At 69.6% G+C, this 15,920-nt stretch carries 11 protein-coding genes and 1 pseudogene; 4 read left to right on the plus strand and 8 right to left on the minus strand.

Translation table 11 applies throughout. The annotated features are described in order from the left end of the window. Positions 1-365: 365 nt before the first annotated feature. Positions 366-2,189: a translational GTPase TypA gene (typA, locus tag Q8W67_RS16085; protein ID WP_305547268.1), complete on the minus strand. Its 1,824-nt coding sequence runs from the start codon at positions 2,187-2,189 to the stop codon at positions 366-368. A 368-nt stretch (positions 2,190-2,557) separates the two neighbouring features. Here typA and Q8W67_RS16090 point away from each other — a divergent pair, with 368 nt between their 5' ends. Together Q8W67_RS16090 and Q8W67_RS16095 are read left to right on the plus strand one after the other, a co-directional pair. Further along, complete coding sequence (locus Q8W67_RS16090) at positions 2,558-5,206, plus strand: ABC transporter transmembrane domain-containing protein (RefSeq protein WP_305547270.1); 2,649 nt, start codon at positions 2,558-2,560, stop codon at positions 5,204-5,206. Between the two features lie 76 nt (positions 5,207-5,282). Further along, positions 5,283-6,719 carry a cytochrome P450 gene (locus tag Q8W67_RS16095; protein ID WP_305547272.1) on the plus strand — a complete coding sequence of 479 codons (1,437 nt, stop codon included), beginning with the start codon at positions 5,283-5,285 and terminating at the stop codon, positions 6,717-6,719. Here Q8W67_RS16095 and Q8W67_RS16100 read toward each other — a convergent pair. From Q8W67_RS16100 to minC (Q8W67_RS16130), 7 genes and pseudogenes are all read right to left on the minus strand, one after another. Beyond that, positions 6,709-7,593, minus strand: coding sequence for an alpha/beta fold hydrolase (locus Q8W67_RS16100; RefSeq protein ID WP_305547274.1), 885 nt, complete (start codon positions 7,591-7,593; stop codon positions 6,709-6,711). The two genes, Q8W67_RS16095 and Q8W67_RS16100, sit on opposite strands and share 11 nt — an antisense overlap. A gap of 145 nt (positions 7,594-7,738) precedes the next feature. After that, entirely contained in the window at positions 7,739-8,077 is a 339-nt protein-coding gene (gene minE, locus Q8W67_RS16105; RefSeq protein ID WP_305547276.1) for a cell division topological specificity factor MinE, read from the minus strand. Beyond that, the gene (gene minD, locus Q8W67_RS16110) at positions 8,074-8,889 is read right to left on the minus strand and encodes a septum site-determining protein MinD (RefSeq protein ID WP_305547278.1); all 816 of its coding nucleotides are present in this window, start codon (positions 8,887-8,889) and stop codon (positions 8,074-8,076) included. Before minD ends, minE begins: the two co-directional genes overlap by 4 nt. Positions 8,890-8,917: 28 nt before the next feature. Further along, positions 8,918-9,643 carry a septum site-determining protein MinC gene (gene minC, locus Q8W67_RS16115; protein WP_305547280.1) on the minus strand — a complete coding sequence of 242 codons (726 nt, stop codon included), beginning with the start codon at positions 9,641-9,643 and terminating at the stop codon, positions 8,918-8,920. A gap of 572 nt (positions 9,644-10,215) precedes the next feature. Further along, a complete protein-coding gene (locus Q8W67_RS16120) occupies positions 10,216-10,434 on the minus strand; it encodes a type II toxin-antitoxin system RelE/ParE family toxin (protein WP_305547282.1) in 219 nt (72 codons plus the stop codon). Further along, positions 10,434-10,707, minus strand: a pseudogene (locus Q8W67_RS16125) (CopG family ribbon-helix-helix protein); the annotation flags it as partial. The pseudogene Q8W67_RS16125 and the gene Q8W67_RS16120, both read right to left, overlap by 1 nt. Before the next feature lie 222 nt (positions 10,708-10,929). Then, a complete protein-coding gene (minC, locus tag Q8W67_RS16130) occupies positions 10,930-11,586 on the minus strand; it encodes a septum site-determining protein MinC (RefSeq protein ID WP_305547401.1) in 657 nt (218 codons plus the stop codon). Between the two features lie 223 nt (positions 11,587-11,809). On the opposite strand from minC (Q8W67_RS16130), the gene addA reads away from it, so the two are divergent. Together addA and trxA are read left to right on the plus strand one after the other, a co-directional pair. Further along, the gene (gene addA / locus Q8W67_RS16135; RefSeq protein WP_305547284.1) at positions 11,810-15,304 is read left to right on the plus strand and encodes a double-strand break repair helicase AddA; all 3,495 of its coding nucleotides are present in this window, start codon (positions 11,810-11,812) and stop codon (positions 15,302-15,304) included. A 287-nt stretch (positions 15,305-15,591) separates the two neighbouring features. Next, the gene (gene trxA, locus Q8W67_RS16140; protein WP_010682902.1) at positions 15,592-15,915 is read left to right on the plus strand and encodes a thioredoxin; all 324 of its coding nucleotides are present in this window, start codon (positions 15,592-15,594) and stop codon (positions 15,913-15,915) included. Positions 15,916-15,920 lie beyond the last annotated feature (5 nt).

Genomic DNA, 15,920 nt, shown 5'->3' on the forward strand with positions numbered 1-15,920 from the left:
ATCGGCCCCGCCGCCATGGGCACGTCGTCCGGGCGGCAGCCTGTCTCCACACAAGCGTAGCGAATCGCGTCCTGGCGAGTGCGGAAAAGGCCCCCGGCCCTGCCGCCGGTTTCGACGGCCACCCAATGGCCCTCCCCGTCCTGGCCGACGAGGTAGGAGGAGGACGTCTCGGCCGCGGGCGACCGGACCGGATGATGGGGATTCAACGCGACGGGCATCGGAGTCACGGGGGTTCACGCGGCCCTCTCGGGACCGCTCCGCCGAGCTAATGCGCCCGGCGTGAGGGTTCGATGGGCCTGACCAGGGATCAGAATAAGGTGCGCATCAGCAACCGGGCCTGAGCGGCCCGTTACCGGGCGTTCAGCTCAGGCCGCGTTCTCCTTCGACCGCTCCACGCGCTTGCGGTCGTTGGGATCCAGCACGGTCTTGCGTAGCCGGATCGACTTCGGCGTCACCTCGACCAGTTCGTCGTCCTGGATCCAGGCCAGCGAGCGCTCCAGGGTCATACGGATCGGCGGCGTCAGGCGGACCGCCTCATCCTTCGACGTGGTGCGGATGTTGGTGAGCTTCTTGCCCTTGAGCACGTTCACCTCGAGGTCGTTCTCGCGGTTGTGCTCACCGATGATCATACCCTGGTAAACCTTCCAGCCGGGCTCAATCATCATCGGGCCGCGATCTTCGAGGTTCCACATGGCGTAGGCCACCGCTTCGCCCTTATCGTTGGAGATCAGCACACCGTTGCGGCGGCCTGCAATCTCGCCCTTGAACGGCTCGTAGGCCTTGAACAGACGGTTCATGATCGCCGTGCCGCGGGTGTCGGTGAGCAGCTCGCCCTGGTAGCCGATCAGGCCGCGGGTCGGGGCGTGGAACACCAAGCGCAGCCGGTCACCGCCCGAAGGCCGCATCTCCAGCATCTCGGCTTTGCGCTCCGACATCTTCTGGACGACGACACCCGAGTGTTCCTCGTCGACGTCGATCACCACCTCCTCGACCGGCTCGAGCAGGTTCCCCTCTTCGTCCTTCTCGTAGACGACGCGCGGGCGGGAGACGGCGATCTCGAAGCCTTCGCGACGCATCGTCTCGATCAGGATGGCGAGCTGGAGCTCGCCGCGGCCGGACACGTAGAAGGAGTCCTTGTCGGCGGCCTCCTCGATCTTGAGCGTGACGTTGCCCTCGCCCTCCTTGAACAGGCGATCGCGGATCATCCGGCTCGTGACCTTGTCGCCCTCGGTGCCGGCGAGCGGCGAGTCGTTGACGATGAAGGACATCGTCACGGTGGGCGGATCGATCGGCTGGGCCTGGATCGGGGTGTCGACCTGCGGGTCGCAGAACGTGTCGGCCACCGTGCCCTTCATCAGGCCGGCGATGGAGACGATGTCGCCCGCCTCGCCGACATCGATCGGCGCACGCTCCAGGCCCCGGAAGGCGAGGATCTTCGACACGCGGCCGGTCTCCACGACCTTGCCGTCGCGCGACAGCACCTTGATCTGCTGGTTCGGCTTCACGGTCCCGGACGCGATGCGCCCGGTGATGATCCGGCCCAGGAACGGGTTGGCCTCCAGGAGAGTGCCGAGCATCCGGAACGGGCCGTCCTCGACACGCGCCGGCGGAACATGCTTGAGCACGAGCTCGAACAGCGGCGCGAGGCCCACCGACGGGTCCGCCTCGGGGCTGTCGGCCATCCAGCCGTTGCGGCCCGAACCGTAGAGAATCGGGAAGTCGAGCTGCTCGTCGGTGGCGTCGAGCGCCGCGAACAGGTCGAACACCTCGTTCACGACCTCGTTGATGCGGGCGTCCGGCCGGTCAACCTTGTTGATCGCCACGATCGGGCGCAGGCCGATCTTGAGGGCCTTGCCGACCACGAACTTGGTCTGCGGCATCGGCCCCTCGGCCGCATCCACCAGCACGATCACGCCGTCGACCATCGACAGGATGCGCTCCACCTCGCCGCCGAAATCGGCGTGGCCGGGGGTGTCGACGATGTTGATGCGCGTGTCCTCCCAGACGACCGAGGTCGCCTTGGCGAGGATGGTGATTCCGCGCTCCTTCTCCAGGTCGTTGGAGTCCATCGCCCGCTCCTCGACCCGCTGGTTCTCGCGGAAGGTGCCGGACTGGGCCAGCAGCTTGTCGACGAGCGTCGTCTTGCCGTGGTCGACGTGGGCGATGATGGCGATGTTGCGCAATTTCATGGCGGCCCGAAACGGGTTGTGCCGGCTCCCTGGCGACCGCGCGGCGCGGCCGTCCGCGCCGGGTGAGGTACGGAGTCGTGGTGGTTGCGTCGCAATATAAGCACGCGCGCCCGCCGGCAAGGCCACTGACGACATGGCGGGGCCGTGCGCCGCGACGCCTGCACGGCAGGATTGCCTACCCCGCGGCAGCCACAGCGGTTAAGCGACCCCCTATATGACATGCCGATGACACCGCCGTCGGATCGCGGCGCCGGTTTCGACCACGGCCGTGTTGGATCGATCCGCGACTTTCATTTACTGTATCCACGCGTAAGTGTGCGACGATTCGACATCAACTTAACCACCAGGACCCTCGTCGGAAGGACACGATGCGCGAGCTTGAGCCGCGACTTTTTCCGTACATATGGCGCTACTCCAAGGCCGAGCAGCTGAAGATCTGCGCCGTGGTTCTGGCTTCGCTTCCGTTCTACTTCGCCTCGCTGGACCTGCCCAAGCGCATCGTCAACGACGCGATTACCGGCAAGGCCTTCGCCCACGGCGAGGCGACCGCTCCCTTTCTCGAGATGACCGTTCAGTGGCCGGACGTGCTGGGCGGCGGGACGACGCGGCTGTTCGAAGGTTTCCAGCTCGACCGATTCGAGTTGCTGCTCGGCCTCTCGACGCTGTTCCTGGGCCTCGTGCTGATCAACGGCGCGTTCAAGTTCTGGATCAACCTCCAGAAGGGCGTGCTCGGCGAGCGCATGCTCCGCCGGCTGCGCTTCCAGCTGTTCTCGCTGATGCTGCGCTTCACGCCGGAGGCGCAGCGCGAGGTGAAATCCTCCGAGACGGCGACCATCATCCGCGACGAGGTCGAGCCGATCGGCTCGTTCATCGGCGATGCGATCGTGGTGCCGGTGTTCCTCGGCACGCAGGCGGCCACCGCGCTGGCCTTCATCATGATGCAGAACGTGTGGCTCGGCCTCGCAGCCGGCGGCATGGTGGCGGTGCAGATCACCGTGATCCCGCGGCTGCGGCGCGAGATCATCCGGCTCAGCCGCCAGCGCCAGATCGCCTCGCGCAACCTCGCCGGCCGGGTCGCCGAGGTGCTCGACGGATTGCCGGCCGTGACGCTCAATGACACCGGGCGCTGGGAGCGGGCGGAGGTCGGCGGCCGGCTCTACAGCCTCTACGACCTGCGCCTGCGCATCTACCGGCGGAAGTTTGCGGTCAAATATCTCAACAATCTGCTCGCGCAGGTGACGCCGTTCCTGTTCTACGCGATCGGCGGCGTGTTCGCCCTGAAGGGTGAGCTCGATATCGGCCAGCTGGTGGCGGTCCTCGCCGCGTATCGCGACCTGCCGCCGCCCCTGAAGGAGTTGATTGACTGGGATCAGCAGCGCCTCGACGTCGAGGTCAAGTACGAGACCGTGGCGGCCCATTTCGGGCCGCAGCGCCTCCGGCCGGCGGAGCGCGAGACCCGGAAGTCGCCGCCGCTTCTCGGCAGCCCGCTCCGGATCGAGGGACTCGCGCTGCGCGATCCGCAGGGAGGCGTCCCGATCGAGGTCGGCGACGTAGAGGCCGGCCTGCCCGGCCACCTAGCCCTGGTACCGCCCGGCCCCCTCGCCCAGGAATTCGTGCAGGTTCTCGGGGGCCTGCGGAGCGCACCGAGCGGCACGATCCGGGTCGGAGAGCACGATCTGTCCATCCTGCCACGGTCGACGCACGCCCACCGCATCGCGTTCGCCGGCCTTGAACCGGTGCTGTTCCCCGGGACGCTGCGCGACAACGTGCTCTACGGCCTGCGCACCCGCCCGCTGCGCAAGAATGGGATCGACCTGAGCAAGGCGCGCATCAACGAAGCGGTGAAGACCGGCAATCCCTTCGACAGCATCGACGATCCATGGATTGACTACGCGCAGCTCGGCGTCCGCGACCCCGTGGAACTCGACCTGCGCATCCTCGACCTTCTCGGCCGCCTCGACCTGGGGGACGATCTGTACCGGTTCGGTCTCGGCGCCCTCAGCTCCGTCGTCCACGACACGCCGGCGGGCCAGCGCATGATCGCCGCCCGCGAGCATCTGCGCGAGCATTTCGCGCAGAACGGGCTCGCCGATCTGGTGATCCCGTTCGCGCGCGGGCGCTACAACGAGCAGGCGACGGTGGCGGAGAACCTGATGTTCGGCGTGCCGCGCGACCCGTCCCTGACGGATCCGCGCCGGCTCGCGGGCGTGCAGCTCTTCCGGCAGGCGCTGGAGAAGGTGAAACTGCTCGACGAGCTCGACCGCATGGGCGTCGCGATCGCCCGCACACTGAAGGACATCTTCAGCGACGTCCCCCCTGGCCACCCCCTGTTCCGGCGCTTCTCGCTGATCACCGCCGATGCACTGCCGGACTACCTGAGCCGGCTCGCGCGCCTGCCCGCAGAGGGGCGCCTCGACCAGGACGACAGCGTGGCCTTCCTTGCGCTGGCCCTCGCGTATGTCGAGCCTCGGATGCGCTTCGGCCTGCTCGATCATCCGCTCAAGCGCCGCATCGTCGGAGCGCGCGGCGTGGTGCAGGACTTCATGCACGATCATGACGGCTGCGACATCGAATCCTACGATCCGAATCGGATTAACCCGCGCAGCACCGTGCTCGACAACCTGCTGTTCGGCCGCATCGACACGGCGCGGATGCACGGCGAGGCGATCATCCAGCGGGAGGCCCGGGCGGTGTTCCGCGCGTTCGACCTGGAGCGCGGGATCCAGCGGCGCGGCCTCGAGAAGGAGGTGGGCAACCGGGGCCAGCTCCTGACCGAGCGCGTGCGCATTCGGATCGGCTTGGCGCGGGCGCTCCTGCGAGACCCGGAGATCCTGGTGGTCGACCGGGTGAGCGAGCATCTGGATCGCGGCGTGGAGACGCTGCTCGAAGTCACATCGGCGGTCCTGCCGCGGGGAAGCGTCGTCGCCAGCGTCTCGGCCGAGGCCGACGCCGCCCAATTCCCTGCGCGGCTGGCACTCCGGCCCGCCGAGGCGCGCCTGCGCACCGCCGCAGAGTGACGCCGGCCTGATCCGCCTCCGAGGCGCGGCCCTGCGGTTTACACCGCATCCCGTCTCCGGCACAGGATCGCCCGGCATGCCCCTGCTATTGGACGCGATCGCGAGTTCGGACCGGATGACCGCGAGCCTCGCCGGCCTGCCACGCCTGGTGCCGCCGCACCGGTCCCCGCCGGAGCTGGAGCTGCCGCTCCCGGCCTATCTGCGGTCGATCCGCGACAACGGCCTGGGCGGCTTCCCTCGGCGCGCCTTCGAGGAGCTGGTGACGCGCCGGAGCCTGCTCGGACGCTCGAGCCTCGTCCTGAACGATCCCGAGGCGATTCGCCGGGTCCTTGTGGAGAATCAGGCCAATTACGCGCGTACTACCGGGACTCTGCGCATCCTGCGCCCGATCCTGGGCGACGGTCTTCTGATCAGCGAGGGCGCGGCCTGGCGCCATCAGCGGCGTACCCTGGCGCCGGCCTTCACCCCCCGGGCGATCGACGGGCTGGTGCCCCACATCGCCGCCGCCGTCACCGGCGGGATGGAGCGGATCGCCGCCGAGGCTGCGGCGGGACCGATCGACCTGTTCACGGCCTTCCACCGGCTCGCCCTCGAGATTGCCGGGCGCAGCATGTTCTCGGTGGGCATGGACCAGTACGGCGCGGAGCTGCGCCGATTCATCGCCGCCTACAGCGTCAAGATCGGCCGGCCGCACCTGCTCGACATCGTGATCCCGCCGGGCTGGCCAGTGCCGCTGGACTGGTCACGGGCGCGGTTCCGGCGGCGCTGGATCCCGTTCCTCGACCGGATCATCGCGGCGCGCCGGGCCTCGACCCGCGACGAGGGCCGCTCCGGCGACCTGCTCGATCTGCTCACCGCCGCCCGCAACCCGGACACCGACGCCCCGTTCAGCCCTTCCGAGCTGCGCGACCAGGTCGCCACCATGATCCTGGCCGGCCACGAGACCACGGCCGGCACCCTGTTCTGGGCCGCCTACATGCTGGCGCTCGCGCCCGAATTGCAGGAACGCGTCGCCATCGAGGCGCGCGGCGCCGACCTCACGGACCCGACCGGCTGCCAGAGCGACGGGCGCCTGCCGCTCATCCGGGCGGTGGTGGACGAGACCCTGCGCCTGTACCCGGCCGCTTTCGTCATCGTCCGCCGGGCGCTCGGCCCGGACAGCGTTGCGGGCCATCCGGTGAGGAAGAGCGACATCGTGATGGTGAGCCCCTGGGTGCTGCACCGGCATCGGGGTCTCTGGTCGGATCCCGAGGCCTTCGACCCGGGGCGCTTCCTGCCCGGCGCGAACCCGCCGGCACGCTTTTCCTACCTGCCGTTCGGGGCCGGCCCGCGGGTCTGCATCGGCGCGCAATTCGCGCTGACCGAGACGGTGCTGTCGCTGGCGCGGCTGCTGGCGCGGTTCCGGCTGGTTCTGGAGGATCGCGAGCCGATCCTGCCGCACGCGGTGGTGACGACCCAGCCGGACCGGCTGGCGCGGTTCCGTCTCATCCCGCGGGTTCCGGTCAGCCCTTAATGCCCGTGATGGTCGCCGAGATCGCGCGCGGGTCGCGCATCGGCCAGCGACCGCTCTCGACCTGCGTCAGGAACGCGTCCAGCAGGCGGTTGTAGGCGTCGGGCTCCTCGATGGAGAGCGCGTGGCCGGTATTGGGCAGGATCGCCAGGGCCGCGGACGGGATGACCCGCTTCATCATCAGGCTCGCGGCGAGGCAGGGCCAGTCCTCATCGCCGGAGACGATCAGGGTCGGGACGCTCATCCGCGCCATCGCGTCCTGCAGGTCGTAGAGTGAGGGCCGCCCCTTCTGAACGCCGGCCTGGGTGTTGGCCGACCCGAGCGCGGAATGCTCGGCCAGCATGCGCCTGAACTCGGCGTGCCCGCGCGGGTCCTTGTTCTCGAACTGCACCCGGGTCGGCCCGTAGGCGTAGCGCTCGGCGAAGGCCGCCATCCCGTCGCGGCGCAGGATCTCCGCCGTGGCGTCGGCCTCGGCGCGAAACATCGCCTGCCGGTCGGGCTCTGCGCCGTAGCCGCAGCCGCCCAGGCACAGCGACAGGGCGCGATCGGGGTGCCGCAGCCCGAAATGCAGGGTCGCGAAGGCGCCCATCGAGATCCCGGCGACGTGGGAGCGGGGGGCGCCGACATGATCGAGGATCGCCAGGATGTCGTCGGCGGCGCGCGCCTGCGAATAGGCCGAGACGGAATCCGGCACATCGGAGGGCGGGTAGCCCCGGGCGTTGAACGCGATGGCGTGGTATCGCCGGCCGAAATGGCGGAGCTGCGCCTCGTAGCTGCGGTGGTCGCCAGCGAATTCGTGAACGAAGATCAGCGGCGTCCCGCGGCCACATGCCTCGTAGTGAAGCCGGATCCCGTCGTCGGTGGTTGCGCTCGGCATGGCCATCTCCGCGGCTGTGGTCTCCCCGGGGCTGAGAGATGGGGCGGTGTCCCGCACGGTCGAGACCGGACAGGACGAAGCCGCGCCCGGCTCAGCGGGCGCGGCTCGCGCAGTCTTGTGCCGGCGGTGACGGTCCGGGTCCCGCTCAAGCGGCCTTCTTCGAGGCCGCCTTCTGCCCGCCCTTGTTTGCCGCGACTTCGGCGAGCTTGGCCGCCAGCTTCGCGTCGAGCTTGGCCGAGGCACCGAGCGGAAGCTCGATGTCGAGGCCCAGTGTCGAGACACCCTCGCCGCGCTCCAGGGTGACCTTCACCTTGTCGGGCTCGACCGAGACGTGGTTGGCGATCACCGCCAGGATCTCCTCGCGAAGCTGGATCACCAGGTCGGGACGCCCCGACTCGGCGCGCTCGTGGGCGAGGATCAGCTGCAGGCGGTCGCGGGCAACGGCGCCGGAATTACGCTTCTGGAAGATGCCCAGGATGCTCATGCCGCCCTCCGCATGAACAGCTTGTCGAGGAAGGATTTGCGCTCGGTCGGCAGGCTCATCGGCACGTTCTCGCCCTTCAGCCGGCGCGCCGCATCGGCGTAGGCCCGCGCCGGGGCGCAGAGGGGATTATTGAGGGTGACCGGGCAGCCGAGGTTCGAGGCGCGCAGCACCTCCTGGCTCTCGGGGATGATCGCCAGCAGCGGGATCGACAGGATGTCGAGCACGTCCTCGGTCTTCAGCATGTCGCCGCGGTCGGCCCGGGTCGGGTCGTAGCGGGTGAGGATCAGGTGCTTCTCCATCTCCTCGCCCTTTTCCGCCTTGGCGGTCTTGGAATCGAGCAGGCCGATGATCCGGTCGGAGTCGCGCACCGAGGAGACCTCGGGATTGGTCACGACCACCGCCACGTCGGCGTGGTGCATGGCGAGCTGGGCGCCGCGCTCGATGCCCGCCGGCGAGTCACAGACCACCCAGTCGAACCGGTCGCGCAGCTCCTCCATGACCCGGGCGACGCCCGCGTCGGTGAGCGCGTCCTTGTCGCGGGTCTGCGAGGCCGGCAGCAGGTGCAGGGTCTCCAGACGCTTGTCCTTGATCAGGGCCTGCGGGAGCTTCGCGTCGCCGTTGACCACGTTGATGAGGTCGTAGACCACCCGGCGCTCGGCGCCCATGACCAGGTCGAGGTTGCGCAGACCGACATCGAAGTCGACCACGCACACGCTCTGTCCGCCCTGCGCGAGGGCCGCTCCGAGGGCCGCGGTCGTCGTCGTCTTGCCGACGCCGCCCTTGCCCGATGTGACGACGAGAACCTTTGCCACGCGTCGATCTCCCTTGATCCAGAGCTTACTAGTCTAAGCTTGCCATTCGGATGTTGCCGCCATCGAGCCAGACCTGGGCGGCCTTGCCGCGCAGGGCCGTGCCCATGTCCTCCGCCGTCCGCACGAGGCGGTCGATCCCCAGCAACTCGGGCTCGAATTTGCGGCAGTAGATTCGTGCGCGCGGATTGCGCGCAGCTCCGGCGATCGCGCGACCGCGCAGGGCGCCGTAAACGTGGATCGAGCCGCCGGCCAGGATCTCGGCCCCCGAGGAGACCGACCCCATCACGGTAACGTCGCCTGTGGGATTGATCACGCTCTGGCCGGAACGGACCGAGCCCTCCACGGTGATCGAGGTGACCACCTGAGGCTCCGGCTCGGCGGGCGCCGCGGGGATCTCGACCTTGTCGGACGGGTGCCCCTGCACGAGCAGCGGCGGGAACCCGGCGGCAACGGTCTCGATGCCCTCGATTCCCAGGACCGCGATGCCGCGGGCCTTGAGCTCGGCCATTAACATTTCGAGCGCGTCCGGCTCAGGCTTGAGCTGGGCGCAGTCCAGGATCACGGCCCGGCCTTTCAGCAGGGTCGGCGAGCGCTTCAGCGCCGCGTCGAGACCCGCAAGCCACTCGGGAAGCGGCGGCTCGGGGGTGAGGGCCAGGCCCTTGAACGCCCGCCCGCGAAGGCTGAGCGGCCGGGGCGCGGGAGCCGCCGCGGGGGCGGTCTCCGGGTCGATCGGCTCGGGGAGGGTTTCGCTCATGTCGGCCCGTTAAGAGTCCTTACCGGTCCATTGACGGCTGGCATGGTTACCGAAGAGTTAAGTTTTGGATCCGGTCGGCAAATTCTGCCGGGATCCTGGTATCCGGTTGACCCCGGGGTTCGCGCAGCCGGGACACCACTGTCGCCCCACAACCTGCAGCCGCACGGCCTTCCGACACGGATCGATCGTTCGAACGCGCAGCGCCGATCCACGTCAAGTTTTTGTAAAAAATCAGTTTTTCGATACTGAAGCCGCTGATTGTATCGGCGCGGTGCCACCGGAACTCGGACCCACCACGGGTCGAAATGCGAAGCGCGTCTTGCCGTCGGCGGTCAAAATTTCGATCCGACGAATTGCCTGACCAATCCCCGATGACCCCCTCGGAACGCGTGTCTCGGATACATCCGTCTGCCGCAGGCGAAAATCGCCGGTTTCTACCGTCGCGAGGTCGACGCGGGTCTCGTTCGCGAACGGTCACGCCCAATACAGAAACGGACCACGTGACCGCCCCGTCAAGACCCCGCCTCCTTCAAGGGCCGTACGGCCGAGATCGTGACCACGTCGTCGACGCGTTAGCGGACTACCCAGCCGATACCTCCGAATTCGATAAGCCAATCCCGATACGGCTCGGGCAGGATATCGATCATCCGTCCCTTTCGGGGATGCGCGCCGAGATCCTGCACACCCTGGATGATCGCTTCACCGGCGCGCTTAGCGGCCGATGGACTCTTGGGACGCAGGAATGCACGGAGGCGTTCGAGGTCACGGAGTGCCGCCGGGGCGAAAACCACTCGTGGCCTTCCGGCGTCGGCGGCTCGTTCTCAGTTCCCCAACTCGCCAGCCATCTATCGACCTTCGCGGTCGTTGCGCGCAGGGCGGTCGCCTGGGAATCTTCCCATGCCTTCAACGTATCCTGCCGCAGGGATTCGCGACTTTCCTCGCGCTCGACGTCCTGCACGATGGCTTCGCGCATGATCCAGGGGCGCGCGGCGATAGGTCTCCGCAAGATGCTTGACCCGGCCTTTCAGCGTGTCGTCGAGCTTGATTGATGCCGGCATGGCCATGACCTGCCACTTCCAGCCGAGGCAACACCTTGGCAATACCTTGGAACGCTCTGCCGGCCGCGGGAGGCTGTCCACGCGCCCGAAGTCGAAGCATCTGCGGCGCCGAATGCGTGAATTCCAAGATCGAAGAGGCTCGTTGCGAGCGTCCGTCAGGCCGTCCGGGTCGCCCGCGGATGTTGGCCAGTGCAGCGGTCAATCCTTGGACGGCATTCCTGCTTCCACTCATCCCCGCTCGAACAAGCTCAGCTTGATCGCATCCTCAACCAGCCGCACCTCCACGGCCTGCCCCCGAAAGGTCGGGTCGAGGTCGTCGGCGGCGCGGTAGAGGCCATCGATCGCCACCAGCTCCGGCTCGAAACGGCGGCACCAGATTCGCGCGGCCGGGTTGCCGGCGGCGCCCGCCACCGCCCGGCCGCGCAGAGCGCCGTAGATGTGGATCGAGCCGCCCGCGATCACCTCGGCTCCCGAGGCCACGGCGCCCAGCACGGTCACGTCGCCCTCAAGATGCAGCACGGTCTGCCCCGAGCGCACCGGCGCGTCGAGGATCAGCGAGCGGGCCGCGTTCTCTCTGGGCTGCGGCTCGGTCGGCGGGGCCTCGCCGGGGGTGTCGATCTCGCCCGCCGGGCGCCCGCCAGACAGGGCCGGCGGCAGCTCGGGAGACAGGATAGACGGGGGCGCGCCCTCGATGCCCAGGATCGCGATGTTGCGCGCGGCGAGTTCCGCGAGCAGCCCGTCGAGATCCTCTCGGGTGAGCCGCAGCCCTGCCAGATCGAGGATCACCGGCCGGCCGGCGAAGAAGTTGGGTGCGCGCCGGTTCAGGGCGTCAAGGTCGCCGAGCCACTCGGCCACGGGCGGCACCGGCGCCAGGACGGTGGCCATGAAGGAGCGGCCGCGGAAGCGGATCGGCGGGCGCGCCGGCTCGGATGTCGGCTGGGTCACGGGCGATTTCGGTGGCGTGGGCGGATGATCAGGGAACGTGTTCCGCATCCATGCGGCCCAGCCGCGCCCGGGGCAATCCCGCAGCGCCCGGTGTGACGCCTTGGGCGGTCCGCGAACGCGTTTCTGTTGTAGAGAGGTGCCGCAGCCGACCCGGACAGGACCGTTGAGCAGCGCCAGCACCCCGACCCTCCGCCCCTTCGTCGTCGACGACCTGACTCGCGCCAACCAGCGCCGGGCGGCCGACCCCCGCGCCTCGGCCTGGGTCTCGGCCAATGCCGGCGCCGGCAAGACCAAGGTGCTCACCGACCGGGTGGTGCGCCTGCTCCTCGACGGCGCCCCGCCCGGGCGTATCCTGTGCCTGACCTTCACCAAGGCGGCCGCCGCCAACATGGCAATCCGCGTGTTCCGGCTGCTCGGGCGCTGGGTGACCCTGGACGACGCGGCGCTGGCGGCCGAACTCAGCGAGTTGACCGGCGAGCGTGCCGATGCGGAGCGGCTGCGCATGGCCCGGCGCCTGTTCGCCCGGGCGGTGGAGACGCCGGGCGGCCTGAAGATCGAGACCCTGCACGCGCTGTGCGAGCGGCTCCTGCACATGTTCCCGTTCGAGGCGAATGTGCCGGCCCGGTTCGTGGTGCTCGACGAGACCAAGGCGCGGGAGATCTTCGACATCGAGACGGCCAACGTGCTGGCCGACGCGGTCTCGAACGGCGACACGCCGCTCAGCGCCGCCCTCGCCCGGGTCACCCCGGAGGCCACGGGCGATACCCTGCGGGCCGCGATCCGCCAGGCGATGCGCGCCCGCAGCCTCATCGGCGACTGTGCCGGCCTGGAGGGTGCCTTCGCGCGCCTGCACGGGGCGCTGGGGCTCGCCGCCGAGGAGACGGCGGAGCGGATCGAGGCCGCGATCCTCGACGGCGGACCCGGATGCCGGCCGGAGGAGCGGGCTTCCCTGATCGAGGGCCTCCGCACCGGCAAGGCCAACGACGAGAAGCTCGCCGACGCGCTGGCCGCCGCGGAAGCCGAGCGGGCGCGATCCGAGGGCTCGGCCGACCGGTCCGAGGCGCTCGACCTCTACCGCGCGGTGTTCTTCACCCAGAAGGACGAGTCCAAGGCGGACGGCAGCCTCGGCACCAAGAGCGTCCCGGCGACCACCAGGGAGGCGCTGATCGTAGAGCGCGACCGGCTGACGCCCCTGTTCGACCGCCTGCGCGCCGCCCGGGCGCATGCCCGCACGCAGGCGCTGTTCCAGCTCGCCGCCGAGATCCACCGCCGGGTCGAGGCGCAGAAGGGCCGCCTCGGCGCCCTCGACTTCGACGATCTGATCCACAAGGCCCTGGACCTGCTGGCGCGGGTCGGGGCCGGCTGGGTCCTGTACAAGCTCGATCGCGGTATCGACCATGTCTTGGTCGACGAAGCACAGGATACCAACCCGGAGCAGTGGGAGATCCTGCGGGCGATCACGCAGGAATTCGCCGCCGGCGAGGGCGCCCGCACCGGCACCCGCACCCGTTTCGCGGTGGGCGATCCGAAGCAGTCGATCTACGGCTTCCAGGGCGCAGAGCCCAGGGAATTCGCCCTCACCAGGGCGGCCTGGATCGCGGAGTCGCGCTCGGCCGGGCTCACCTTCGAGGACGTCCCGCTCACACTGTCGTTCCGCTCGACAGGTCTGGTCCTCCGCGCCGTCGACGCGGTGTTCGCGCTCGATTCGCACAATGAGGGTCTGTCTTTCGAAGATTCCGTGCGCAAGACCGTCCATGCCAGCGCGCGGCCCGGCGCACCCGGGGCAGTCGAGCTGTGGCCGATCGTCGAGCCTGAGCCGGCACCCGAGCCGGATGCCTGGACCGCCCCGGTGGACGCGCCCGAGACCAGCGCCCCGGCGATCGTCACTGCCCGGCGGGTGGCGCAGGCCGTGCGGACCTGGACGACCCGGGGGGACGCGACCGGCCGCGTCTGGCGTCCCGGGGATGTGCTGATCCTGGTCCGCAAGCGCGGACCGGCCTTCGAGGAGGTGATCCGCGCCCTGAAAGGGCTCAGCGTCCCTGTGGCCGGGCAGGACCGGCTCGAGGTCTCGGCCCATATCGCGGTGGCCGACCTCGTCGCCGCGGGCCGGGCGGGGCTGCTCCCTGCCGACGACCTGACCCTCGCCACCGCGCTCAAGACGCCGCTGGTCGGGCTCACCGACGAGGATCTCGTCCGCGTCGCCGCCCGCCGCGACCTGTCGGAAACTCTGGAAGACGCCCTGCACCGTCAGGCCGATGCGGGCGACGCGGCGGCGATCCGCGGGCTCGCGGCGCTCGCCCGGTGGATCGCACTGGCGGGATCTCACGGCCCGTTCGGCTTCTATGCGCGGCTCCTCGGGCCGTTGGGCGGCCGGGCGAAGCTGGTGGCCCGGCTCGGCGGCGAGGCGGGCGATGCCATCGACGTGTTCCTGGCCGCCGCCGCCCAGGCCGAGACTGGCGAGGATGCGCCGTCGCTCGGCGGCTTCCTGGCGCGCTACGTGGGCAGCGAGGCCGGTCACACAGTCAAGCGGGACATGGAATCGGGCCGCGACGAGGTGCGGGTGATGACCGTGCACGGAGCCAAGGGCCTGGAGGCGCCGGTCGTCGTGGTGATCGACGGCTGCGAACCATTGGGACGCAACGACCCGCCGCTGCTGCCGCTCCCGGCGGCCGGCAAGGCGCTGCCCCCGGTCTGGTCGAGCGGGAAGACGCAGGATTGCGCGGCCGCCGGCGAAGCCCGTGCGGCCCTGCTGGCCAGGGCGCGTCAGGAGCACAACCGCCTGCTCTACGTGGCGATGACACGGGCCGCCGACCGGCTCATCGTGGCGCCCTTCCGGGGCCACGAGCGCGAGAGCGAGGCGGCTTGGTGCCGGATGGTCCGGGCCGGCTTGGAGGCCGCCCTGGGCGCCGGACAGGCGATCGAGCTGTCCTACGGCCCCGCCACCTTGTGGCACGACGGCCCCGAGACGATCCGGCTGATCGACGCGGCCCCGCCGGCCGCGGCCCAGGGACCGGAACCGCACTGGCTGCGCAGTCCGGTGCCGCCGGAGCCCGAGATTGCCACCCTCAACCCGTCCGGCGTCCTTCAGGCGGCGGACGGCTCGCGGGTGCCGCCGCCGCGCCTGGCGGATGCTCAGGCGAGGCGGCGCGGCATCCTGATCCACGCCCTGTTGCAGCACCTCCCGCGGGTCGAGCCGGAGCGCCGCGAGGCGGCGGGGATCGCCTTCGTGCGAGCGCGGGCACCCGGCCTGGCCCGGCCGGCGTCCTACGGGATCGTCCGATCGGTGCTGCGCATCGTCGACGATCCGGAATTGGCCCACCTCTTCGCGCCGGAAGCCCGTGCCGAGGTCAGCCTCTCGGGACGTGTATGGGCGGGCGGCACCGAGCGCGTGGTCCAGGGCCGCGTGGATCGTCTGGCGGTGACGGCCGATACGGTCAGGATCGCCGACTTCAAGACCGGGCGCCCGCCGGCAGAGAATGATGCATTGCCAGCCGCAGAGGCGGCGCAGATCGCCCTCTACGCGCGGCTTCTGGCCCAGATCTATCCCGGACGCACGATCCGCCCGATGCTGATCTGGACTTCCGGCCCGGTGGTCCGAACGCTCAGCGCGGCGCAAGCGGAGGCCGCCCTGGAGACGATCGGCTTGGTACCGACCTGAGACCCGATCTCGCTGGGTCCGGTTCATCGAGATCGCCGGTGCGTTTGCGGGGCGGCGACCACCCGCGTGACCTCACGGCTTCCGACTATCGGTCGGATGCCACACGCACCCGCGCCAGGAGCGACATGCGCCAGCGCACACGGCGGTGCCCTCACGGGGCCGCCGCCCTATGCGGCCGGCGGGACTTCTTGACCGGGCGCCGGCCCGTCGCCAATTCTGTCCGGACTGCGCGGGCCCCTGCCCGCTCGAGGCTGCCTGACGGGCAGCCACTTGCGAAAGGTGACGTTATGGCGACGGTGAAAGTGACCGACGCGAGCTTCGAGCAGGACGTTCTCAAGTCCGCCGAGCCCGTTGTGGTGGATTTCTGGGCGGAGTGGTGCGGCCCCTGCCGCCAGATCGGGCCGGCGCTGGAGGAGATCGCCACCGACCTTCAGGGCAAGGTCAAGATCGCCAAGGTCAACGTCGACGAGAACCCGCAGATCGCCGCGCAATACGGCATCCGCTCGATTCCGACGCTGCTGCTGTTCAAGAACGGCGAGCGGGTGGACCAGAAAGTCGGCGCCGCCCCGAAGGGCGACCTCTCGCGCTGGATCGGCGCACAGACCGCCTGAGCGAT

Source organism: Methylobacterium sp. NEAU K, from assembly GCF_030700285.1.
In the GTDB taxonomy this organism is placed as follows: domain Bacteria; phylum Pseudomonadota; class Alphaproteobacteria; order Rhizobiales; family Beijerinckiaceae; genus Methylobacterium.

What these genes read in the sequence shown, in the direction of transcription:
- trxA (WP_010682902.1), top strand. Translation starts at nt 15,592, where the DNA reads ATGGCGACGGTGAAAGTGACCGACGCGAGCTTCGAGCAGGACGTTCTC.
- minC (WP_305547401.1), bottom strand. Translation starts at nt 11,586, where the DNA reads ATGGCCACCGTCCTGGCGCCGGTGCCGCCCGTGGCCGAGTGGCTCGGC.
- typA (WP_305547268.1), bottom strand. Translation starts at nt 2,189, where the DNA reads ATGAAATTGCGCAACATCGCCATCATCGCCCACGTCGACCACGGCAAG.
- Q8W67_RS16100 (WP_305547274.1), bottom strand. Translation starts at nt 7,593, where the DNA reads ATGCCGAGCGCAACCACCGACGACGGGATCCGGCTTCACTACGAGGCA.
- Q8W67_RS16090 (WP_305547270.1), top strand. Translation starts at nt 2,558, where the DNA reads ATGCGCGAGCTTGAGCCGCGACTTTTTCCGTACATATGGCGCTACTCC.
- minE (WP_305547276.1), bottom strand. Translation starts at nt 8,077, where the DNA reads ATGAGCATCCTGGGCATCTTCCAGAAGCGTAATTCCGGCGCCGTTGCC.
- minC (WP_305547280.1), bottom strand. Translation starts at nt 9,643, where the DNA reads ATGAGCGAAACCCTCCCCGAGCCGATCGACCCGGAGACCGCCCCCGCG.
- Q8W67_RS16095 (WP_305547272.1), top strand. Translation starts at nt 5,283, where the DNA reads ATGCCCCTGCTATTGGACGCGATCGCGAGTTCGGACCGGATGACCGCG.